17 protein-coding genes and 2 pseudogenes are annotated in these 20876 nt (G+C 73.5%); 11 read left to right on the top strand and 8 right to left on the bottom strand.

What is annotated here, in order from left to right:
• Window positions 1–272: 272 nt before the first annotated feature.
• Window positions 273–599 (bottom strand): hypothetical protein, encoded by a 327-nt coding sequence (locus ACFVVX_RS22420; RefSeq protein WP_387948208.1) that lies wholly within the window; start codon window positions 597–599, stop codon window positions 273–275.
• Window positions 600–606: 7 nt separating this feature from the next.
• Window positions 607–816 carry a hypothetical protein gene (locus ACFVVX_RS22415; protein WP_387948206.1) on the bottom strand — a complete coding sequence of 70 codons (210 nt, stop codon included), beginning with the start codon at window positions 814–816 and terminating at the stop codon, window positions 607–609.
• A gap of 329 nt (window positions 817–1145) precedes the next feature.
• On the opposite strand from ACFVVX_RS22415, the gene ACFVVX_RS22410 reads away from it, so the two are divergent.
• Together ACFVVX_RS22410 and ACFVVX_RS22405 are read left to right on the top strand one after the other, a co-directional pair.
• Window positions 1146–2132 (top strand): LuxR C-terminal-related transcriptional regulator, encoded by a 987-nt coding sequence (locus tag ACFVVX_RS22410; protein WP_387948204.1) that lies wholly within the window; start codon window positions 1146–1148, stop codon window positions 2130–2132.
• 264 nt (window positions 2133–2396) lie between these two features.
• Window positions 2397–4820 (top strand): lamin tail domain-containing protein, encoded by a 2424-nt coding sequence (locus tag ACFVVX_RS22405; RefSeq protein ID WP_387948202.1) that lies wholly within the window; start codon window positions 2397–2399, stop codon window positions 4818–4820.
• A gap of 108 nt (window positions 4821–4928) precedes the next feature.
• Here ACFVVX_RS22405 and ACFVVX_RS22400 read toward each other — a convergent pair whose 3' ends face one another.
• Complete coding sequence (locus ACFVVX_RS22400; RefSeq protein ID WP_387948200.1) at window positions 4929–5882, bottom strand: SGNH/GDSL hydrolase family protein; 954 nt, start codon at window positions 5880–5882, stop codon at window positions 4929–4931.
• Between the two features lie 297 nt (window positions 5883–6179).
• Here ACFVVX_RS22400 and ACFVVX_RS22395 point away from each other — a divergent pair, with 297 nt between their 5' ends.
• From ACFVVX_RS22395 to ACFVVX_RS22380, 4 genes are all read left to right on the top strand, one after another.
• Window positions 6180–7835 carry an FAD-binding dehydrogenase gene (locus tag ACFVVX_RS22395; RefSeq protein ID WP_387948198.1) on the top strand — a complete coding sequence of 552 codons (1656 nt, stop codon included), beginning with the start codon at window positions 6180–6182 and terminating at the stop codon, window positions 7833–7835.
• Window positions 7836–8089: 254 nt separating this feature from the next.
• The gene (locus ACFVVX_RS22390; RefSeq protein ID WP_387948196.1) at window positions 8090–10108 is read left to right on the top strand and encodes a protein kinase; all 2019 of its coding nucleotides are present in this window, start codon (window positions 8090–8092) and stop codon (window positions 10106–10108) included.
• 227 nt (window positions 10109–10335) lie between these two features.
• On the top strand, window positions 10336–10737 hold the full coding sequence (locus tag ACFVVX_RS22385; protein WP_387948194.1) for a (2Fe-2S) ferredoxin domain-containing protein: 402 nt from the start codon (window positions 10336–10338) through the stop codon (window positions 10735–10737).
• Window positions 10738–10872: 135 nt separating this feature from the next.
• Window positions 10873–11124 (top strand): hypothetical protein, encoded by a 252-nt coding sequence (locus ACFVVX_RS22380; protein ID WP_387948192.1) that lies wholly within the window; start codon window positions 10873–10875, stop codon window positions 11122–11124.
• Window positions 11125–11133: 9 nt separating this feature from the next.
• On the opposite strand, the gene ACFVVX_RS22375 is transcribed toward ACFVVX_RS22380, so the two are convergent.
• The gene (locus tag ACFVVX_RS22375) at window positions 11134–11790 is read right to left on the bottom strand and encodes a ThuA domain-containing protein (RefSeq protein ID WP_387948190.1); all 657 of its coding nucleotides are present in this window, start codon (window positions 11788–11790) and stop codon (window positions 11134–11136) included.
• Between the two features lie 143 nt (window positions 11791–11933).
• Between ACFVVX_RS22375 and ACFVVX_RS22370 the strand changes: the two genes are divergently transcribed.
• Complete coding sequence (locus tag ACFVVX_RS22370) at window positions 11934–13601, top strand: purple acid phosphatase family protein (protein ID WP_387948188.1); 1668 nt, start codon at window positions 11934–11936, stop codon at window positions 13599–13601.
• 62 nt (window positions 13602–13663) lie between these two features.
• Here ACFVVX_RS22370 and ACFVVX_RS22365 read toward each other — a convergent pair whose 3' ends face one another.
• Both ACFVVX_RS22365 and ACFVVX_RS22360 read right to left on the bottom strand, forming a co-directional pair.
• Window positions 13664–14146 (bottom strand): peroxiredoxin, encoded by a 483-nt coding sequence (locus ACFVVX_RS22365; RefSeq protein WP_387948186.1) that lies wholly within the window; start codon window positions 14144–14146, stop codon window positions 13664–13666.
• 226 nt (window positions 14147–14372) lie between these two features.
• Window positions 14373–14705 carry a YnfA family protein gene (locus tag ACFVVX_RS22360; protein ID WP_387948184.1) on the bottom strand — a complete coding sequence of 111 codons (333 nt, stop codon included), beginning with the start codon at window positions 14703–14705 and terminating at the stop codon, window positions 14373–14375.
• 325 nt (window positions 14706–15030) lie between these two features.
• Between ACFVVX_RS22360 and ACFVVX_RS22355 the strand changes: the two genes are divergently transcribed.
• Window positions 15031–16119, top strand: a complete 1089-nt coding sequence (locus ACFVVX_RS22355) for a sugar ABC transporter substrate-binding protein (protein WP_387948182.1) — start codon at window positions 15031–15033, stop codon at window positions 16117–16119.
• Between the two features lie 63 nt (window positions 16120–16182).
• Here ACFVVX_RS22355 and ACFVVX_RS22350 read toward each other — a convergent pair whose 3' ends face one another.
• Window positions 16183–17397 carry a pyridoxal phosphate-dependent aminotransferase gene (locus ACFVVX_RS22350; RefSeq protein ID WP_387948180.1) on the bottom strand — a complete coding sequence of 405 codons (1215 nt, stop codon included), beginning with the start codon at window positions 17395–17397 and terminating at the stop codon, window positions 16183–16185.
• A gap of 123 nt (window positions 17398–17520) precedes the next feature.
• On the opposite strand from ACFVVX_RS22350, the pseudogene ACFVVX_RS22345 reads away from it, so the two are divergent.
• Window positions 17521–17883 (top strand): annotated as a pseudogene (locus ACFVVX_RS22345) (winged helix-turn-helix transcriptional regulator); the annotation flags it as partial.
• Between the two features lie 273 nt (window positions 17884–18156).
• On the top strand, window positions 18157–18984 hold the full coding sequence (locus ACFVVX_RS22340) for an SGNH/GDSL hydrolase family protein (RefSeq protein ID WP_387948178.1): 828 nt from the start codon (window positions 18157–18159) through the stop codon (window positions 18982–18984).
• Window positions 18985–19137: 153 nt separating this feature from the next.
• On the opposite strand, the gene ACFVVX_RS22335 is transcribed toward ACFVVX_RS22340, so the two are convergent.
• A complete protein-coding gene (locus tag ACFVVX_RS22335) occupies window positions 19138–19614 on the bottom strand; it encodes a hypothetical protein (protein WP_387948176.1) in 477 nt (158 codons plus the stop codon).
• Window positions 19615–19998: 384 nt separating this feature from the next.
• On the opposite strand from ACFVVX_RS22335, the pseudogene ACFVVX_RS22330 reads away from it, so the two are divergent.
• Window positions 19999–20838 (top strand): annotated as a pseudogene (locus ACFVVX_RS22330) (pentapeptide repeat-containing protein); the annotation flags it as partial.
• Window positions 20839–20876: the final 38 nt, after the last annotated feature.

Below are 20876 nucleotides of genomic sequence, written 5' to 3'. Positions count from 1 at the left end.
CCGGCGGACCACCCCGGGGAGCGGATCCCCCCCCCCGCCGCGGCCCGGCACGGCTGCGGCCTGCCGCACCGGGAGTCCCCGGACCGGCCGGCCGTTTCGCTGCGGGCCCCCGGTCCGGGGGGTCGGGGGTCCGCAGCGCGCAAGGGGGCCCCTCGACGGTTCCGCGGTCCTGGGCGGACCTGCTGGGGCGCCGTCGATCCGGGGCAAGTGACGCGGCCGACATGAATCGGCCAAATCAGCGGGTGGTGGGGATCGGCGGAAAATCGGACCGATCAGCAGAAAGCCCGTGCGGACCCGAGCGCACCCTCCGGGCCGGGCCGGCGGGCCGGCACGGGCCGGGCCGGTGCGAAGCGCCCGGCCGGGCCGGCCGCGAGCGCCCGGTCGAGCAGGGCGTGCGCCCGCCGTTCGGCCGCGGCCCGGTCGGGGGCCCGGACGTACAGGACCAGGCCCACCCCCTCGGGCATCGCGCGGGCGCGCACGTGCTCCAGGCCGTCGCCCGGGCCCGCGCACCCCCGCAGGGCGTCCTGGACGGCGGTGGCGTTCGCCTCACCCGGCGGCCGTGCGGAGACGTCCAGAAGGGTCAGCTGAACGGGGAACACCGGGTGGTCAGTCCCAGCCGATGCCAGGGACGCCGGCGGGCGTGATGTCCCAGCCGATGGCGCCGCCGTCCTCCGTGGCGTCGCCGGTGGCAGTGGCGACCGTGCTGACGGCGGCGGAGGCCGCGGAGCTCGGCTGTGCGGCGAAGGCGGGCCCGGCGGTCGCGGCGAGGGTGAGCGCGACAGCGGCGGCGGCGAGCAGCCGGACGGTCTTGGGCACGGCGGGTCCTGTTCTGTTCAGGGCGGTCGAGTCAGGGCGATCGAGCCGGGGCGGTGAGGCCGGACGGAGGGGCCGGGCCGGTCGAGCCGGTGCGGGATGGCTCGGGCACGGTGCATTCTCCCGGCGCCCGGCCGGCGCGGGGAGGTACCGCCCAGGGCAGCATCCGGACAGGCAGCTTGCTGCAACAGCCGGGGAGCCGGCGCCGGAGACGCCCCGGTTCGAGCGCGTGACCGGATCGCGCCTTGCCGCCGCCTCGGCGCCGCTGACAAGATCGCCGGACGGGGGCGGACTGGCTGAAATCAATTCCATGATGATCGGGGGTTGTTGAAGTGCTGGAGCTGCTGGGCCTGGACATCACCGCCGAGGCCGTCTACCGGGAGATGCTGACCGACCCCGAGGGCGGGGTCATCGAGTTGTGTGCGCGACTGCGGCTGCCCGAGGTCGCCGTCCGCGAGGCCCTGGACCGGTTGGCCGACCTGACCCTGCTGCGCGCCTCGCGCGAGCGGCCCGGCGCCCTGTGGCCGGTCAGCCCGGAGCGCGGCCTGGAGCTGCTGCTGCGCCGCCAGGAGGAGGAACTCGCCCGCCGCCAGCAGGAGTTGGTGGTCTCCAAGGCCGCCGTGGCGTGTGCCGTCGCGGAGTACGCGGCGCTGCGCTCCAGCACCCCGGTGGACGGCGGCGAGCGGCTGGTGGGCCTGGACGCGATCCAGTCCAAGCTGGAGGTGCTCACCGCCCGGCTGACCGGCGAGTGCCTGGCGGTGATGCCCGGCGGCGCGCAGTCCGCCGCGAGTCTGGCGGCCTCCCGGCCGCTGGACGAGGACGCCCTGCTGCGCGGGGTCGCCCTGCGGACGATCTACCAGGACAGCATCCGCAACGACCCGGAGAGCCTCGGCTACGCCCGGTGGATGACCGGTCTGGGCGGCAAGGTGCGCACCGCGCCGGTGCTGCCGCCCCGGATGCTGGTCTTCGACCGGCGCACGGCCGTGGTCCCGATCGATCCGGAGAACACCCGGCTCGGCGCCCTGTGCACCGAGGAGCCGGGCATCGTCGCCTCGCTGGTCGCGCTGTTCGAGCAGACCTGGGAGACGGCCGCGCCGCTCGGCGCCGACCGGACCGAGGACACCGGGACGGGCCTGAGCGCGGGGGAGCGCGAGCTGCTGCGGCTGCTCTCCACCGGGCTCACCGACGACGCGGCGGCCAAACGGCTCGGCGTCTCGGTGCGGACGGTCCGGCGGCAGATGGCGGTGCTGATGGAGCGTCTGGCGGCGGCGAGCCGTTTCGAGGCGGGTCTGAAGGCGGCTCAGCGCGGCTGGCTGTAGCGCGCGTCACAGCTTCGGGCCCCACCTGTCCGGCGGTACCAATTGTTAACCGCCGGGGTCTTGTCGCGTCATTTTCTACGCGCGTATCTTGTCCGCTGCGGGGGGCGTTTCCCGACTCCCGCGCCTGCCTTCTACGCGGGTAGTGCGCGGTGTGCGCCTGCCTGATCCACCCTCACGGTCCGGCGGCCCCACGCTGCCGGGCGATCGTGCCACCCCCGTTGCCGTGCCGCCGCGTGCCACGGCAGACCAAGGAGTCCCGCCCCGGTGACCACGCCCTCTGCTCCCCGCTCGCGTCGTGCGCTGCTCCGCGCGACCCTCCTCCCGGCCGGCCTGGCCGCCTCGCTGGTGCTCGTCCCGCTGCCGGCCGCCGTGGCCGCGCCCTCGGCCGACGCGGTGATCGCCGAGGTGTACGGCGGTGGCGGAAACTCCGGTGCCACGCTGAAGAACGACTTCATCGAGCTGGCCAACAAGGGTGGCGCGGCCTTCGGCCTGACCGGCTGGAGCGTCCAGTACATATCCGCGGCCCCCGGCCCGAACTCCCAGTGGGGCGTCACCCCGCTGACCGGCTCGATCGCCCCGGGCGGGCGCTTCCTGGTGGCCGAGGCCGCCGGTGCGGGCGGCACCGTCGAGCTGCCGACCGCGGACGCCGCCGGGTCGCTGGCGCTGTCCGGCACGGCCGGCACCGTCGCGCTGGTCCAGGGCACCGACCCGCTGACCTGCAAGACCGCCGCGGACTGCGCGGCCGACGCCCGGGTGCGCGACCTGGTGGGCTTCGGCACCGCCGTGGTCCACGAGGGCTCCGCCGCCGTCCCCGGCGCCTCCAACACCGCCTCGGTGGCCCGCCGCGCCACCCTGGCCGACAGCGACGACAACGCCGCCGACCTGGTCGCCGGCGCCCCGAGCCCGACCAACAGCAAGGGCGAGGTCGCCGAGGGCTCCACCCCGACCGGCCCGACCGAGCCGGGCAGCGTCCGGATCCACGACATCCAGGGCACCACCCGCCTGTCGGCCCGGACCGGCAAGACCATCGCGGGCGTGCCCGGCATCGTCACCGGCGTGCGCGGCTACGGCTCCAAGGGCTTCTGGATCCAGGACCCGAACCCGGACGCCGACCCGGCCACCAGCGAGGGCGTCTTCGTCTACACCGGCAGCGCCACCCCGACCGTCAAGGTCGGCGACTCGGTGCTGGTCACCGGCAAGGTGACGGAGTACTACCCGAACTACAACGGCGGCTCGCAGTCGCTCACCCAGCTCACCAACCCGGCCGTCACCGTGCTCTCCTCCGGCAACCCGCTGCCGGCCGCGGTCGTGGTCGACACCCGCAACATCCCCGGCACCTACACCCCGCAGGCCCCGGCCGGCGGCACCATCGAGGGCCTGGCGCTGAACCCGGAGAAGTACACCCTGGACTTCTACGAGTCCCTGGAGGGCATGCTCGTCGAGGTCCGGGACGTCCGGGTGATCCAGGCGACCGACAAGTACAACGAGCTCTGGGTCGCGGCCGACCGGCAGGACCAGAAGAGCCAGCGCGGCGGCGTGCTGTACGAGTCCTACGCCGAGCCGAACGTCGGCCGGCTGATGGTGCAGCAGCAGGCCCCCGTCGCGCAGAAGCCGTTCCCGGTGGCCAACGTCGGCGACGTGCTGACCGGCGCCACCTCCGGCCCGCTGGACTACAACTCCTTCGGCGGCTACACCCTGGTGGCCGGCCCGCTCGGCGCGCTGCAGGACAACCACCTCCAGCGCGAGGTCACCGCGCAGCCGGCCGACCGCGAGCTCACCATCGCGACCTACAACGTGGAGAACCTGGCGCCCGGCAACCCGGACTCCAAGTTCGCCGAGCTGGCCCAGGCCGTGGTCACCAACCTGCGCTCGCCCGACGTCGTCACCCTGGAGGAGATCCAGGACAACAACGGCGCCGTCAACGACGGCACGGTGGACGCGACGGCGACCGTCACCAAGTTCATCGCCGCGATCAAGGCGGCCGGCGGCCCGGCCTACGACTGGCGCTCGATCGACCCGCAGAACGGCACGGACGGCGGCGAGCCCGGCGGCAACATCCGCCAGGTGTTCCTGTTCAACCCGCAGCGGGTGTCCTTCACCGACATCCCCGGCGGCGCCGCCACCTCCGCGGTGGACGTGGCCGGCACCGGCGCGGCCACCGCGCTGACCGCCTCGCCCGGCCGGATCGACCCGACCAACGAGGCCTGGGCGAACAGCCGCAAGCCGCTGGTCGGCCAGTTCTCCTTCCGTGGCAAGAAGGTCTTCGTGATCGCCAACCACTTCAACAGCAAGGGTGGCGACCAGGGCATCGACAGCCGGTTCCAGGCCCCGACCCGCAGCTCCGAGGTGCAGCGGACCAAGCAGGCCCAGGTGGAGCAGGCCTTCGTGGCCAAGCTGCTGGCCGCCGACAAGGAGGCGAAGGTCGTCTCGCTCGGCGACTTCAACGACTACCAGTTCTCGCCCGCGCTGACCGCGCTCACCAAGGACGGCGTGCTGCGCGACCTGGTGAACGAGCTGCCGGAGAAGGAGCAGTACTCGTACGTCTACCAGGGCAACTCGCAGGTGCTGGACCACATCCTGGTCAGCCCCGAGGTCGGGTACGCCAAGTACGACGTGGTGCACATCAACAGCGAGTTCGCCGTCCAGGCGAGCGACCACGACCCGCAGGTGGTCCGCATCAAGCCGTGATGCCCGCGGCACGACCGAGGGGGCGGTGACCGGGTACCCGGTCACCGCCCCCTCGGGGTTGTGCGGTTACTTCAGTGCGGTTACTTCGGTGCGGCTACTTCGCTGCGGTTACCTCAGCGCGGCGAGCACCGCGTCCGCCATCACCCTCTCGCCGGTGGCGTTCGGGTGGAACGGGACGGCCGGGGAGCCGGGCAGCGCGCCCTCGATCCAGCGGTCGTCCGAGCAGACGTCGTGGCCGGCGGTCGGGGTGGCGGTGTCCACGTAGGTGGCGCCGCCCGCGGCGGCGGTGGACTTCAGCATGGCGTTCAGCTGGTCGAGCACGCCGTGCATGTACTCGACGTCGCCCGCGGTGACCGGCTGGCGCAGGAAGCAGTCCGAGCCCCTGGCGGGCAGCACGGACGGGTAGCCCACCAGCAGCACCCGGGCGTTCGGGGCCTTGGCGCGGATGCGCTTGAGCACGTCGGCGATCTGCGGCCGGGCGGCGGCGATCCGGTCGGCGAGGTCGTCGTTGCCGTACTGCCAGGACCAGCTGGACCAGTCCCAGTAGCCGTGGTGGAAGACGTCCTTGCAGGGGGTGCCGAGCGGGTTGACCACCGCGCCGGCGATACAGGTGCCGACCAGCTCGCCGAGCCCGAGGTCGGTGGCGCCGAGGTCGTTGCCGCCGATCCCGAGGGTCACCAGGTCGGTGTCGGCGGTGACGGCGTCCAGCTGCGGGTCGTTGACCCGGATGAAGGCGTCGTACTGGGCCTGCGTCATCGCCTTCACCTTGGCGGCGGCGCAGGTGACGTCGGTGTAGGCGCCGGCCTTGAGGGCGGCGGCCACCAGGTGGCCGTAGTTGCGGTCGGAGCGCAGGCACAGGCCGGCCGACTGGCCGGGGACGCCCGCGCCGGCGGCGTAGGAGTCGCCGAGCGCCACGTAGTGCCGGGGCGCGGGCGTGGCCGCCTGGGCGCTGGTGGAGGTCAGGGCGAGTGCGGCGCCCAGCGCGACGGCGCCGAGCAGGGCGGACCTCCCGGCGGTGCGGGGCTTCCGGGTGGTACGGAGTTTCCGGGCAGGGCGGAGCACGGTTCCTCCTGGGGGAGAGAAACGACGGTGGGTGGGGGTCGTGCGAGCCGGGCCACAGCTACTGCTACTCCCAGGTAAGTTACTTGCAGGTTTCGTTCACGTCCATGGACTCCGCCGAATTCGCCGAAATTCCGTCAGATCTATTTCGAATTACGCTCCACCGCGTATCGAAGGTATTTCCGAAACGCTGCGGAGCGGAATTGCCGCCACAGCTTGTTACCGGCCGGTTGACGGGCCCCGCCGCAGACCGCAGTATCGGGCGCACGCGACACTGCCGGAGCACCGTGGAGGACCCGCATGGCCCTGGACGCCGACGCCATCGTCATCGGAGCCGGACTCGCGGGCCTCGCCGCGACCGCCGAACTCGCCGACGCCGGACGGAAGGTGATCCTGCTCGACCAGGAGCCCGCGGCCTCGCTGGGCGGCCAGGCGCACTGGTCCTTCGGCGGGCTCTTCCTGGTCGACTCGCCCGAGCAGCGCCGCATGCGGATCCGCGACTCGCACGAGCTGGCCCGGCAGGACTGGCTCGGCACGGCGGGCTTCGACCGCCCCGAGGACGCCTGGCCGCGCAAGTGGGCCGAGGCGTACGTCGACTTCGCGGCCGGCGAGAAGCGGGCCTGGCTGCGGGCCCAGGGCGTGCGGTTCTTCCCGGTGGTCGGCTGGGCCGAGCGCGGCGGGCTGCTCGCCGACGGGCCCGGCAACTCCGTCCCCCGCTTCCACATCACCTGGGGCACCGGGCCCGGGCTGCTCGAACCCTTCGTCCGCCGGGTCCGCGAGGCCGCCGGGCGCGGGCTGGTCGACTACCGGCCGCGCCACCGGGTCACCGGGCTGTCCGCGCACGCCGGCGTGACCGACACCGTCAGCGGCGAGGTGCTGGTGCCCAGCGGCGCGGCGCGCGGCGAGGCCAGCTCGCGCGAGGTCGCCGGCTCCTTCGAACTGCGGGCGCAGGCCGTGATCGTCACCTCCGGCGGCATCGGCGGCAACCACGAACTCGTCCGCAAGGCCTGGCCCGCCCGGCTCGGCACCCCGCCCGCCCGACTGCTGTCCGGCGTCCCCGCACACGTCGACGGGCTGATGCTGGGGATCACCGGCGCGGCCGGCGCCAACCTGATCAACGGCGACCGGATGTGGCACTACACCGAGGGCATCGAGAACTGGGACCCGATCTGGGCCCGGCACGGCATCCGGATCCTGCCCGGCCCGTCCTCGCTCTGGCTGGACGCGCGCGGCCGCCGGCTGCCCGTCCCGCTCTTCCCCGGCTTCGACACCCTCGGCACGCTCGACCACATCATGTCCACCGGGTACGACCACACCTGGTTCGTGCTCACCCAGAAGATCATCGAGAAGGAGTTCGCGCTCTCCGGCTCCGAGCAGAACCCCGACCTCACCGGACGCTCCCTGCGCGGCGTGCTCGGCCGGGCGCTGCCCGGTGCACCCGGGCCGGTCGAGGCGTTCAAGCGCCACGGCGCCGACTTCGTGGTGGCGGGCAACCTGGCCGACCTGGCCCGCGGCATGAACGCCAAGACCCACGAGGCGCTGATTGACCCGGACGAGCTGCGCCGCGTGGTCGAGGCCCGCGACCGCCAGCTCGCCAACCCCTTCGCCAAGGACCTCCAGGTCACCGCGATCCACGGCGCCCGCCGCTACCTCGGCGACAAGCTGATCCGCACCGCCGCGCCGCACCGCATCCTGGACCCGGCGGCCGCGCCGCTGATCGCCGTCCGGCTGAACATCCTGACCCGCAAGTCGCTCGGCGGCCTGGAGACGGACCTCGCCGGCCGGGTGCTGCGCCCCGACGGAGAGGTGCTGGAGGGCGTGTACGCGGCGGGCGAGGCGGCCGGCTTCGGTGGCGGAGGGGTGCACGGCTACCGCTCGCTGGAGGGGACCTTCCTCGGCGGCTGCCTCTTCTCCGGCCGCACGGCGGGCCGGGCGGCGGCCGCCGCGACGGCCTGACAGGGGCCCGGGGCCCGGTCCGGCCGTTCGGACCAGGCCCGCGGTGATCCGACGCGGCGTCAGAAGTAGAGCTTTGTTCTAGAGAACTTCTCCAGTTCTGTTCTATGCTGGCCGAGTTGGCGGCCGAGACCGAGACCGAGACCGAGACCTAGGCCGGGGCCGGGAAGCGGGGGCGGACTGTCGGGCGGAGGTACAGGGGTCCTCCGGGCGACAGCGGGGCGGGGGTCGGGGCAGGGAATCGCGAGAGGGCGGGCATGACTGGTCGGGGGGCCGTACTCGGGGGGCGCTACACGCTGACCGAGTGGATCGGCGGCGGGGGCATGGGCGCCGTCTGGCGTGCCGACGACCGGGTGCTGGGGCGGCAGGTCGCGGTGAAGGTCCTGCACGCGGGGCTGCTGGAGGAGGGGACGTTCGCCCGGCGGTTCCGGCGCGAGGCCCAGCTGCTCGCGGCGATCAGCCACCCGGGCATCGTGGAGGTCCACGACTACGGGGAGAGCGGCGGCGCGGAGGACGGCGGCGCCGAGGGCGAGCGGATCGCCTACATCGTGATGGAGCTCGTCGAGGGGCGGCCGCTGGACAAGGTCCTCGCGGAGGACGGTCCGATGTCGCCGGAGCGGGCCCTGGGCATGCTCGCGACGGCGCTGGACGCCCTGCACGCCGCGCACCAGCAGGAGATCGTGCACCGCGACGTCAAGCCGTCCAACCTGATGCTGGGCGCGGACGGCCGGGTGACGGTCACGGACTTCGGCATCGCGCGGGCGCTCGTGAGCACCACGCTGACGGCGACCAACGTGGTGATCGGCACCGCGCTGTACATGGCCCCCGAGCAGGCCGGGGGCGGCGGCGTCACACCCGTCTCGGACCTCTACTCGCTCGGCGTGGTCGGCTACGAACTGCTCACCGGTACGCCGCCGTTCACCGGTGAGAGCGTGGTCGAGGTCGCGCTCAAGCACGTCCAGCAGCCCGCGCCCGAGCTTGCGGAGGAGTTCCCGCAGGCGGTACGGGAGTTCGTGGCGCGGGCACTGGCGAAGGCGCCCGGGGACCGGTTCGCGGACGCGGCCGCGATGGCGGCCGCGGCACGGGCCGCGGTGGGCGACCGGTCGGTGCCGGTCGCCGCGGTCGTGCGTGCCGTCCCCCCGGCCGCTCCCGTTCCACCGGGGGCGGGCGCGGCCGGCGTCGAGGTCGCCAGGGTGGAGCCCCGGACCACCCCCGAGCCCGCCGCGCGCCGGACGTGGCAGCGCTTCCTGGTGCCCGTCGTCGTCCCGGTGATCATCACCACCAGCGCCGCCACCGTCCTGCTGGTCGACCGCGGCCCGTTCCAGTCTCAGGCGCAGCCCCCCGGCGGGCAGCCCGTCGCCTCGGTGTCGGCGTCCGCTATCAGCGGCCCGTCGACGGCCACCGCGTCGCCGGGCGAGCAGCCCCCGACCACGCCGCCGGCGAGCGCGGAACCGGCGCCGGGCACCGCCCCGGCCGAGACCCCGCCCGCACCGGCCGCCGCCGGGCAGCCGCCGGTCCCGGCGCCGCAGCCCGGGACCGGTGCCGCGGCGGGCGGCACGGGCTCCTCGGGCGCCGCCGCCGGCGGAGCGTCCGGCGGCTCGGGTGGCACCCCGCCGAAGACGGGCGGGGGCGCCGCGGCCGGCGGGGGCGGCAGCGCGGGTGGCGGCGGGACGGCGAGCGGGGGAACGGCGAGCGGGGGCGGCGCCGCCCCCGCGCCCAACCAGCCCGTCCCCCCGGCGCCCGCACCCAACCAGCCCCCCGCGACCCAGGTCGTCCCGCCGGCGCCCGCACCCAACCCGTCGGCCCCGAGCCAGCCCGCCCCGCCCGCGCCCGTGACCACCCCGCCGCCACCGGCCGTGCCCGCGGGGTGCGGCGGTACGCAGTGGGGCGCCGTCGTCAACGTGGCCGACGGTCTGAAGCTCGGCCTGGCGACCGACACCCCCACCGCGGGTGCCGCGGCCGTCATGGGAGGTACGACCGCGTACGGCTGGGTGCGCTCCGACCCGGACCCGGGCGGCTGGTACCAGTTCTTCCCGTGCAACCTGACCAGCCCGGCACTCGTCCAGGACGTCTCCTGGTCGAGCAACAAGGTCATGCTGTCGCCCGGGTGGAGCTTCATGACGAAGTGGACGGTGGCCCGCGCGAGCACCTCGGGCGCCTACTACCTCCAGGACTACGCGGGGCAGAACTGCCTGACCGACAACGGCGCGGGCAAGCAGGTCACCATGGGCACCTGCACCCCGGGCAACAAGTACCAGGAGTGGCGGATCCCCTGAGCGCCCGCCGGCCGGCCGGGCGGGCCCGGTGACGGCCGGGAGGTCCGGGAGGTCCGGCGGCGTTCCGGTGGCGTTCCGGCGGCCGGGGAGCCGGCGGGTACGCTGCCGTTGCCGCCCGGTGCCGCCGGGCACGAGGGCCCCACCGTGGACCGTCGGCCGCAACGGCCCGCGGCCGCCGCGGGAACGGCCCTGGCAGCGGCCCCCGGAGCACGAGGAGAACCGAACCGATGAGCCGTCGAGCCCGCGAGCCGAAGCCGGCCGCGTCCCCGGTGACCGTCACCGTCTGCCGCGCCTGCTGCTGCGGCTCCGAGGAGAAGCACCCGGGCGTGGACCACGCCGGGCAGTACGAGCGGCTGCGCGAGGCCGTCGGCACGGCGGGCCGGGTGCGGGCGGTCAAGTGCCTGGACGCCTGCGCGCACTCCAACGTCGTGGTGGTCGGCCCGTCCGGCGAGGGCCGGCAGGCGGGCGGGCGCCCGGTCTGGCTGGGCTGGGTGCTGGCGGACGACATGATCGAGGAGATAGCCGAGTGGGTGCACGCCGGCGGCCCCGGCCTCGCCGACCCGCCGGGCCTGCTGGACCTGCAGCAGATCGCGGTCTCCCGCCGGATCCGCGAGGGCCTGCCGAACTGAGGCCGCCGCACGGTGCCCCGGGGTGCGCCGTCCAGGGAACTGCCGCTCTCCAGGGGTCCGCGAACAGCGGCCGGGGACGCCCGTCCCGCCGGGCACTACCATTTCCAGGGGCGCCCCGGCTTGGGAGGAAACGACGTGACCACGGTCTGCCGCATCTGCGCGGGCACCGGCCGCACCGCCGGCCTCAGCTGCCGCACCTGCCAGGGCACCGGCACCACCGAGGTCGGCGGCGGGGGCGGCAACTGCTTCCTCTGCGACGGCACCGGCGTCTACGTCCGCTACCGGGTCGACGCCGGAGGCGCCAAGCACGCGTACCGCGACGAGGTCTGCCGCACCTGCGACGGCACCGGCAACCGCGCGCCCAGCACCTGGGACGAACAGCCCTAGGGTCCGGGATCAGCCACCCAGGACGTGCCGCAGGCCGCCCAGCAGGTGGGTGCGGAAGGCCGGGTCGGCGTAGGCCTCCGGGGCGTGGCCGAGGGCGGTGTAGAAGGTCGGGGCGCCGTCGTGTTCGCCGCACCAGGCGAGCGGGTGGTCCGGGCCCATCGTCCCGCCCTCGTAGTCGGCCTCGTCGACGGTGAGCAGGACCCGGACGCCGTGCCCGCGCGGGTCGGAGCGGAAGTTGTACCACTCGTCGGTCCACTCCCACCGGGCCGGCAGGTGGGCGGTGGCCGGGTGGTCCGGGTCGGCGACCCGGACGGGGGCGGTCTGGATCGCCGGGTGGCCGGCGAAGCGGGCGCCGACCAGCCCCTCGAACCACGGCCAGTCGTACTCGGTGGCCGAGGCCGCGTGCACGCCCAACCAGCCGTGGCCGGCCGTCAGGTGGGCGCGCAGCGCGTCCCGGCCGGCCTCGTCGAGGATGTCGCCGCCGGTGGAGAGGAAGACCACGGCCGCGTACCGGCGCAGCGTGTCCGGCCGGAACACGGCCGGGTCCTCGGTGGCGTCGGCGGTGAAGCCGTGCCGCTCGCCGAGTTCACGCAGCGCCCGGACGCCGTCCACGACGGACGGGTGCCAGAAGCGCAGGTTGCGACTGTGAATCAGAATCCGGGTCATGCCGGATGATCCTGCCAGGTCCACCCGGGGAGGACGGCTTTGCCGAAGCATGGTCGAACATTGGCGTTCGACTGACCGGCACGCCGGGGCTCGTTCACCGCGCGTCCGCATGCGGTCAACGCGCCGCTGGAAGAGTCCCGCCCATGGATATCCCCAACATGGGCGTGCCCGCGACGCTGGCCGACCGCATGAGCATGGCCGAGCAGCACGAGTACCTGCGCGCCCGCCACTCCCGCCGCCGGATGCTGCGCGTCGGCGCCGCCACCGTCGGCGCGCTGGCGGTGGGCGGTGCGCTGGGCAGCGGCACCGCGTCCGCCGCCCCGGCCGGCCCGCAGCTGCTGACGGGCGGTACGACCGACGGCATCGACGGCGCGCTGGTCGCCCCGATCGGCCGTCACCTCGCGTTCGGCCCCGAGCCGGACACCCAGTTCCGGGTCTCCTGGCAGGTCCCGGCCCCGGTGAAGAAGCCGTTCCTGCGCTACGGCAAGCAGCCGTGGGACCTCAGCCACAAGGTCCAGGCCGAGGTGCGCGCCCTGCACACCCCCGCGCTGACCCCGACCGGCCAGCCGGTGGACCAGTACTACCTGCACGTCGCGCTGGAGGACCTGCAGCCCGACACCACGTACTACTACGGCGTCGGCCACCAGGGCTTCGACCCGGCCTCGCAGCAGGCGATCTCGACCCTGAGCACCTTCCGCACCGCGCCCTCGCGCGACCACCGCTGGGGCAAGGTGTACGAGCCGTTCACCTTCACCGCCTTCGGCGACCAGGGCGTCAGCGCGCACGCGGCGGGCAACGACCACATCATCCTGGCCCAGAACCCGGCCTTCCACCTGCACGCCGGCGACATCTGCTACGCCGACGCGGCGGGCTCCGGTACGGACGCCGACAAGGTGCGGTACGACGCCAGGACCTGGGACGCCTTCCTCGCGCAGACCGAGACGGTGGCGTCGAAGGTGCCGTGGATGGTCTCCTACGGCAACCACGACATGGAGGCCTGGTACTCGCACAACGGGTACGGCGGCGAGAACAACCGCTTCTTCCTGCCGGACAACGGCCCGGACCCGCGCACCGTGCCGGGCGTCTACTCCTTCCGCTACAAGAACGTCGGCGTCATCTCGCTGGACGCCAACGACGTCTCCTACGAGATCCCGGCCAACCTGGGCATCTCGGCGGGCAAGCAGACCAAGTGGCTGCAGCGGACCCTGAAGGACCTGCGCAACGACGAGACCATCGACTTCGTCGTGGTCTTCTTCCACCACTGCGCCTTCTCCACCACGGTCGCGCACGCCTCCGAGGGCGGGGTCCGCGAGGCGTGGGTGCCGCTGTTCGAGAAGTACCGGGTGGACCTGGTGATCAACGGTCACAACCACGTCTACGAGCGCACCGACGCGATCCTCGGCAACAAGGTCTCCAAGGCGGTGCCGAGCGGTGCCACCATCGAGCCGGCCACCGACGGCGTGGTGTACGTGACGGCGGGCGCGGCCGGCCGCAGCCTCTACAACTTCGGCGCCCCGGACACCTACGAGGGCCACGAGAACCGCGTGGACTCGGTGGACACCTACCACTTCGCCAAGGGCGGGGTGAAGGTGACCGAGAAGGTCGAGTGGTCCCGGGTGCGCTACACCGGCTACTCCTTCATCAAGGTCGACGTCACCCCGGCCCACCTGGGCCAGAAGTCGGCGATGAAGGTGACCGCGCTGGCCGAGAACGGCACGCAGGTCGACCACTACACCATCCTGCGCAAGGTCGGCGAGGGCTGGGACAGCGCCACCGACGACGACGGCGAGGGCGGCGGCTGGGGCTGGTAGCAGCCGCGGACCCGCACGGGCGGGCCGGCCGGGGAGACCCGGGCGGCCCGCCCGTCGGCGGTTCAGAGCGCGGCCAGCTGCTCCGCGAGGGTGTCGCTGTGCTGGAACGTCAGCCCGGTGAGGGCGACGTGCTTCCAGCGGACCGTGCCGTCGCCGTCCAGGACGAACACCGAGCGGCGCAGTCCGAGCCCGGGTACGGCGATCCCGTAGGCGCGGACGACGGTCCGGTCCGGGTCGGCGAGCAGCGGGAAGTTCAGGCGGTGCTTGCGGGCGAACTGCTCGTGGCTGTCCAGGCCCTGCGGGCTGATGCCCCACACGGTGGCGCCGAGGCCGCGGAAGCGGTCCAGGTCGGAGCTGTACGAGCAGAGCTGCTTGGTGCAGACGGGGGTGTCGTCACCGGGGTAGAAGACCAGGACGAGCGGGTTGCCCTTGGTCTCGGCGAGCCGGTACTCGCGGCGTTCGGCGGTGCCGGTCTGCTCGTCGAGCAGCAGGCCGGGAAGGGTGAACTCGGGGGCGGGAGCGCCCACCTCGGGGGATTTGGCCATCGTGGAGTCGTCCTTCGCGTGCGGCGGCGCGGTCGCGGCCACTGTACGTCCGGGCCCGGCACTAGTGCCGCGTCAGGCAACTTTTGCCCGTCAAGGAGCGGCGTCCGGTGCGTGCTATCGGCGTGCCGGCCGGAAGTCCTCGTACTGGACGTACTTGGGCTTTCGGCCGGTGCGGCGAGAGTGCGTGCCGGGCGTCGCGACGGGGCGAAGGTTGCCTGACGCGGCACTAGCGGCGCGGTCCCGCCATGATCACGGCCACGCCGGCCAGGCAGACCAGCGCGCCCAGCACGTCGTACCGGGTGGGCCGGAAGCCGTCGACCGCCATGCCCCAGAGCAGCGAACCGGCCACGAACACGCCGCCGTACGCGGCCAGCACCCGGCCGAAGTGACTGTCCGGCTGGAGGGCGGCGACGAAGCCGTAGCCGCCGAGCACGAGGACCCCGACCCCGGCCAGCCACCAGGGCCGCGACTCGCGCACGCTCTGCCAGATCAGCCAGCAGCCGCCGATCTCGGCGAGCGCGGCGAGGGCGAACAGGGCGGCGGAGCGAAGGGCGGTCATGGCGGACCAGCCTACGACGCACCCCGGGACCGGGGCCGGACCGGCATCGGACCCGGATCGGAGCGGATCGGGCCGCGGGGCACTGTGCGGTGGGGTGGGCCGCGGTGGGGCGCCGAGGCGGAAACCCGTTTCCTGTTGAAGAGTTGGCGCTGAGACGAAGCGGCTTCACGACTGTCGTGCGGGAATGTGTGCAGATTCTTCACTTCATAACGAATCAAGCAGTCGATGGTGAGTTTCGCCTTCAGTTATTGACGGAATCGCCGGTCGCGGATTGACTCCGTCCTCTGCCGCGACGACGCGGCGCAGTCAGGAGGCACCACCCACCATGAACAGAGTGACCCGTCGTGCGGCAGCGGGCACGGCCGCCGTGGCGCTGGCCTTCGCCCTCGCAGCCTGCGGCCAGAGCGACGGAGCGGCCCGGCCGAGCGGTGTGGGGAGCACGACCATCGGTCTGCTGCTCCCGGAGAAGACCTCCTCCACCCGGTACGAGGCCTTCGACAAGCCGCTGATCGAGTCCACGGTGCTCTCGCTCTGCACCACGTGCGTCGTCGACTACGCCAACGCGGACGGCAACGAGGGCACCCAGAAGCGGCAGTTCGACGACCTGCTGGCCAAGGGCGTCAAGGTGATCATGCTCGACCCGGTGAACGCCAAGATCACCTCGTCCTGGGTCGAGGCCGCCACCGCCAAGGGGGCGAAGGTCATCGCCTACGACCGGCTGGCCGAGGGCAACGTCGCCGCGTACATCTCCTTCGACAACCAGCGCACCGGTGAGATCCAGGGCCAGGCCCTGCTGGAGGCGCTCGGCCCGAAGGCGGCCGCCGCGCAGGTGGTGATGATCAACGGCGCCGAGTCCGACCCCAACGCGGCGATGTTCAAGGCCGGTGCGCACCGGGCGCTCGACGGCCGGGTCAAGTCGATCGCCTACGAGCAGTCCGGCGAGTGGAAGCCGGAGGTGGCGATGGTGAAGACGAACGAGGCCATCCGCAACCTCGGCAAGGACGGCATCCAGGCCGTGTACGCGGCCAACGACGGCATGGCCGCCTCCGTCATCGAGGCGCTGAAGGCGGCCGGGATCAGGAACGTCCCGGTCGGCGGGCAGGACGCCTCGATCGACGCGGTGCGCCGGGTGCTCACGGGCGAGCAGGCCTACACCATCTACAAGCCGTACAAGCCCGAGGCGGATGCCGCGGGGAGCATCGCCGTCCAGCTGCTGAAGGGCATGGACATCAGTGCGGCGGCCGGTGCGGCGGTCGACAGCAACGGGCTGCGGATCCCCTCGCTGCTGCTCACCCCGATCGTGGTGACCAAGGCGAAGGTGCAGGTCACGGTGGTCGGCGGCGGTCTGTACAAGGCGGCCGAGATCTGCACGCCGCAGTACGCGGACGCCTGCGCGGCGGCCGGCGTCAAGTAGCGCGCACGGCGATCCCGTCCAGCCGCAGGGGCCCCGGGGCAGTACCCCGGGGCCCCTGCGGCGTCAGACCTGGCGGTAGGTGGCGAGGAAGCGCCCGATCCGGTTGATCGCCGTCTCCAGGTCGTCGGCCCGGGGGAGGGTGACGAAGCGGAAGTGGTCCGGGCGCGGCCAGTTGAAGCCGGTGCCCTGGACGACGTGGATCTTCTCGCGGAGCAGCAGGTCCAGCACGAACTGCTCGTCGTCGACGATCCTGTGCACCGCCGGGTCGAGCCTGGCGAAGGCGTACAGGGCGCCCTTGGGCTTGACGCAGCTGACGCCGGGGATCTCGTTGAGCGCCTTGTGGGCGACGTCCCGCTGTTCGGCGAGCCGCCCGGTGGGCAGGACGAGGTCGTTGATCGACTGGTGCCCGCCGAGCGCGGCCTGGACGGCGTACTGGGCGGGCACGTTGGGGCACAGTCGCATGCCGGAGAGCATGGTCAGGCCCTCCAGGTAGTCGGCGGCGTGCTGCCTGGGCCCGGAGACGACCAGCCAGCCGCTGCGGAAGCCGGCCACCCGGTAGGACTTGGACAGGCCGTTGAAGGTGAGGGTGAGCACGTCGTCGGCGAGCGCGGCCAGGCAGTGGTGCTCGGTGCCGTCGTAGAGGATCTTGTCGTAGATCTCGTCGGCCAGGACCATCAGGTGGTGCCGGCGGGCCAGGTCGAGGATGCCCTCCAGCAGCTCCTTGGGGTAGACCGCGCCGGTCGGGTTGTTGGGGTTGATCACCACGATGGCCTTGGTGCGGGCGGTGATCTTGGCGGCGATGTCGTCGAGGTCGGGATACCACTCCGCCTCCTCGTCGCAGGCGTAGTGCACGGCCTTGCCGCCGGCCAGCCGGACCACGGCCGTCCAGAGCGGGTAGTCCGGCATCGGGACGAGGACCTCGTCGCCGTCGTCGACCAGGGCGGTGACGGCCATCTGGATCAGCTCGGAGACGCCGTTGCCGAGGTAGACGTCGTTGACGCCGACCCCGGTGACGCCGCGCTGCTGGTAGTACTGCACGACGGCGCGGCGGGCCGGCAGGATGCCCCGCGAGTCGCTGTAGCCGTGCGCGTTCGGCAGGTTGCGGATGATGTCCTGGATGATCTCTTCCGGCGCCTCGAAGCCGAACGTGGCCGGGTTGCCGGTGTTCAGCCGCAGCACGCTGTGCCCGGCCTCCTCCAGTGCGTTCGCCCGGTCGACCACCGGGCCGCGGATCTCGTAGCACACGCCCGTCAGCTTGCTGGACTGCCGAAACTCCACTGCGGCCTCCCGACCATCAACCGTCACCCGCCATTGCCGTACGCGCGGGCCGCGCCGTCCTGGTTGCTTTGTTCTACCAAGTAAGCACTTGGAAAGTCCAACCTTTTGGCTATGCTGATCCACATGTCACGCCGAAGCTACGACCAGTACTGCGCCGTCGCCCGCGCCCTGGACGCGGTGGGGGAGCGCTGGAGTCTCCTGATCGTCCGTGAACTCCTGGCCGGCCCGCGCCGCTACACCGACCTGCACGCCGACCTGCCCGGCGTCTCCACCGACATCCTCGCCGCGCGCCTCAAGCAGCTGGAGGGCGAGGGCCTGGTGCTCCGCCGCCGACTGGAGCGGCCCGCCAACGCCACCGTCTACGAGCTCACCGAGCGGGGCCTGACGCTCCGCGGGGTCGTCGACGCGCTGGGCGCGTGGGGCCTCGACGCGCTCGGCGAGCAGCGGCCGACGGACGCCGTCCGGGAGCACTGGTTCACGGAGCCCACCGCGCCGGACGCGGTCGCCGTGACCTGAGGTCCGTGGCAGAGGTCCGCCGGGCCGGTGGCCGACCGTAGGGTCTGCGGCGACCGGCACCCCCGCGGTCGGCCGCCGCGGCCGGCCACCGGCCCGGCGAGACGTACCGCCCACGGTGGCGGACCGACCTAAACGGCGGATCGGCGCCCGATGAGCGGCGCCGTTGATCCGACCGCGGGCGCCGCGTCGGAGACGGGGGCCGGACCGGGCGTCCGCCGTCGGGGCGCGTACGATCGTCGGGCCATGGAGAACACCGCTCACACCTCGCGCACCGGGCCCGCCGCACCCACCGGGCCCGCCGTGTACGCCAGTTACGTCGCCGTCGGGGACTCCTTCACCGAGGGCATGTGCGACGACCTGCTCCCCGACGGGCACTACCGGGGCTGGGCCGACCGGGTCGCCGCCCGGCTCGCGGCCGAGCAGCCGGCCGGGGGCTTCCGGTACGCGAACCTCGCCGTGCGCGGCAAGCTCATCGGACAGATCCACGACGAGCAGCTCCCCGCCGCCACCGCGATGCGCCCGGACCTGGTCACCCTGGCCGGCGGCCTCAACGACGTGCTGCGGCCGCGCTGCGACATCGAGCAGGTCGAGGACCTGCTCGGCCGCTCCGCCACCGCGCTGCGCGCCACCGGCGCCACCGTCGTGATGTTCACCAGCACCGACCCGACCCGCCGGATGGCGGGCAGCGCCCGGCTGCTCCCGGCCATCCTGCGGATGAAGGGCTTCGTCCACGAGCTGGGCCGCGACCCGGGCATCGCCGTGGTCGACCTGTTCTCCGCGCCCTGCTTCGACGACCGCCGGCTCTGGGCCGAGGACCGCCTGCACCTGTCGCCCGAGGGGCACCGCAGGGTCGCCGAGGCCGTCCTGGAGGCCCTCGGCCACCCCGCCTCCTTCGACTGGCGCGCCCCGCTGCCCGCCGCCGCCCCGGCCGGCCGCGGGGCCCGGCTGGCCGCCGACGCCCGCTGGCTGGGCACCCACCTCGGCCCCTGGATCGGCCGCCGGATCACCGGCCGCTCCTCCGGCGACGGCCGGCCCCCGAAGCGCGCCGAGCTCCTCCCGTACGAGGGCTGACCGGGCCGCCTGCGAGGGCTGAGCGGACTGCGAGGGTTGAGCGGACTGAGCGGACTGAGCGGACTGAGCGGACTGAGCGGGCTGCCGGGCGCGAGGTGCGCGCCCGGCAGCCCGCTCACCGGTTCACCCGGGACCGCGGATCCCCCGGGGCCGTCAGACGCACCAGTTGTTGAGGGCGGACACCTGGTTGTTCCAGGTGCCGGTGTCCCAGACGGCGGCACCGTTGGACTTGTAGATGACGAGGTTGCCGTCGTCCTGGACCGCGACCCGGCCGCCCGGCGCGGCGACGTCCCCGATGGTGCAGGCGAGGGCGTTGCCCTTGTACAGCTTGATGTAGCCGGTCGCGGACCAGCTCAGGCGGGTGAGCCCCCAGCCCGAGGTGCCACTGGCCCACAGGACCGCGCCGTCCCAGTTGCGGTAGAGGACCAGGTTGCCGTCGGACTGGAACTTCAGGTGCACCCAGTTCGACGACAGGCTCACGTAGTCGTTCGGGTACCAGTCCGGGGTGCTGAGGACCAGCGCCTTGCTCTGGTCCGCGGCGGAGGCGGACGGGCTGACCGCGAAGGTCAGGCCGGCGGCGACGATGGTGGCCGCCCCGACTGCGGCGATCCGCTTGGTGAGGTTCTTCACGCGAAGACTCCTGCAGGGTCGATTGATTCGTGGAAGGAGCAGGCAGGCCCCGCACGGCCTCCGGCTCTGTGAGGAACCTATCCCGGCCGGTGGTGCTGCGTGCACGGTAAATGAGTCAACGTCAGTTCCCTTTCATTCCACGGTCATTGGCGTTCGGCATGGCTGCTGCTCAGCCCTCGTGGAACCGTGCCTTCCGGCCGGGCGGGCGTGGGCCGGGCCGTCGCCCTGCATGGGCGGCTTCAGGCGGGGATCGGTTGCATACCTCCTGTTCGTGGGCGTACCGAGGGCGCCGGGCCGCAGGGCGGGGGCCGGAGCGCGGCCGGAGTAGGCTTGGCCGGTTCGACGCGCCGCGCAGCGGTGCCCACACATGGAGGACCGCACGCCGTGGCCGAGACCCAGACGCAGCAGGACGACACCGGGGACACCCCCGATGGCGGGGCCGCCCTGCGGGCCGACTGCGGGAGCTGCTTCGGGCTGTGCTGCGCCGCGCTGCCGTTCGCGGCCGGCGCCGACTTCGCGGTCGACAAGGCCGCCGGGACGCCCTGTCGCAACCTGCAGGCCGACTTCGGCTGCGGAATCCACGCGCGGCTGCGGGACAGCGGCTTCCAGGGCTGCACGGTGTACGACTGCTTCGGGGCCGGGCAGCGGGTCTCGCAGGTGACCTTCGGCGGCCGGAGCTGGCGCGAGGCGCCGCAGAGCGCGCCGCAGATGTTCGAGGTGTTCCCGGTGGTGCGGCAGCTGCACGAGCTGCTCTGGTACCTCACCGAGGCCCTGACCTTCGCCCCCGCCCGCCCGGTCCACGCCGAGCTGCGCCGGGCGCTGGAGGAGACCGAGCGGCTCGCCCAGGGCAGCCCGGCCGAGATCCTCGCGGTGGACGTCCCGGCCCACCGGCAGCGGGTGGCCGAGCTGCTGCTGCGGGCCGGCGAGCTGGTCCGGGCCGTCGTTCCGCGCCGCCGGGAGCACCGCGGCGGCGACCTGTTCGGGGCCCGGCTGCGCGGGGCGGACCTGCGGGGTGCCAACCTGCGCGGCGCGCTGCTGGTGGCGGCCGACCTCAGTGGTGCGGACCTCCGGCTGGCCGACCTGATCGGCGCCGACCTGCGGGACGCGAATCTGGCCGGTGCCGACCTCACCGAGGCGCTCTTCCTCACCCAGGCGCAGCTCAACGCGGCCCGCGGCGACGCCTCGACCAAGCTGCCGCCCACGCTCACCCGCCCGGGCCACTGGCCGCAGACGACCACCGCGGCCACCGCGGCCACCGCGGG

Origin of the sequence: Kitasatospora sp. NPDC058170, from assembly GCF_042883905.1 — a bacterium.
Taxonomy (GTDB): domain Bacteria; phylum Actinomycetota; class Actinomycetes; order Streptomycetales; family Streptomycetaceae; genus Kitasatospora.
The sequence above is the reverse complement of the archived record's forward strand: the minus strand, read 5'-3'. Positions and strand labels throughout refer to the sequence as shown.

Bases quoted from the DNA above. Each gene is read 5' to 3' on its own strand.
- ACFVVX_RS22395 (WP_387948198.1), top strand. From the start codon at position 6,180: ATGGCCCTGGACGCCGACGCCATCGTCATCGGAGCCGGACTCGCGGGC.
- ACFVVX_RS22390 (WP_387948196.1), top strand. From the start codon at position 8,090: ATGACTGGTCGGGGGGCCGTACTCGGGGGGCGCTACACGCTGACCGAG.
- ACFVVX_RS22385 (WP_387948194.1), top strand. From the start codon at position 10,336: ATGAGCCGTCGAGCCCGCGAGCCGAAGCCGGCCGCGTCCCCGGTGACC.
- ACFVVX_RS22375 (WP_387948190.1), bottom strand. From the start codon at position 11,790: ATGACCCGGATTCTGATTCACAGTCGCAACCTGCGCTTCTGGCACCCG.
- ACFVVX_RS22370 (WP_387948188.1), top strand. From the start codon at position 11,934: ATGGATATCCCCAACATGGGCGTGCCCGCGACGCTGGCCGACCGCATG.
- ACFVVX_RS22365 (WP_387948186.1), bottom strand. From the start codon at position 14,146: ATGGCCAAATCCCCCGAGGTGGGCGCTCCCGCCCCCGAGTTCACCCTT.
- ACFVVX_RS22360 (WP_387948184.1), bottom strand. From the start codon at position 14,705: ATGACCGCCCTTCGCTCCGCCGCCCTGTTCGCCCTCGCCGCGCTCGCC.
- ACFVVX_RS22355 (WP_387948182.1), top strand. From the start codon at position 15,031: ATGAACAGAGTGACCCGTCGTGCGGCAGCGGGCACGGCCGCCGTGGCG.
- ACFVVX_RS22340 (WP_387948178.1), top strand. From the start codon at position 18,157: ATGGAGAACACCGCTCACACCTCGCGCACCGGGCCCGCCGCACCCACC.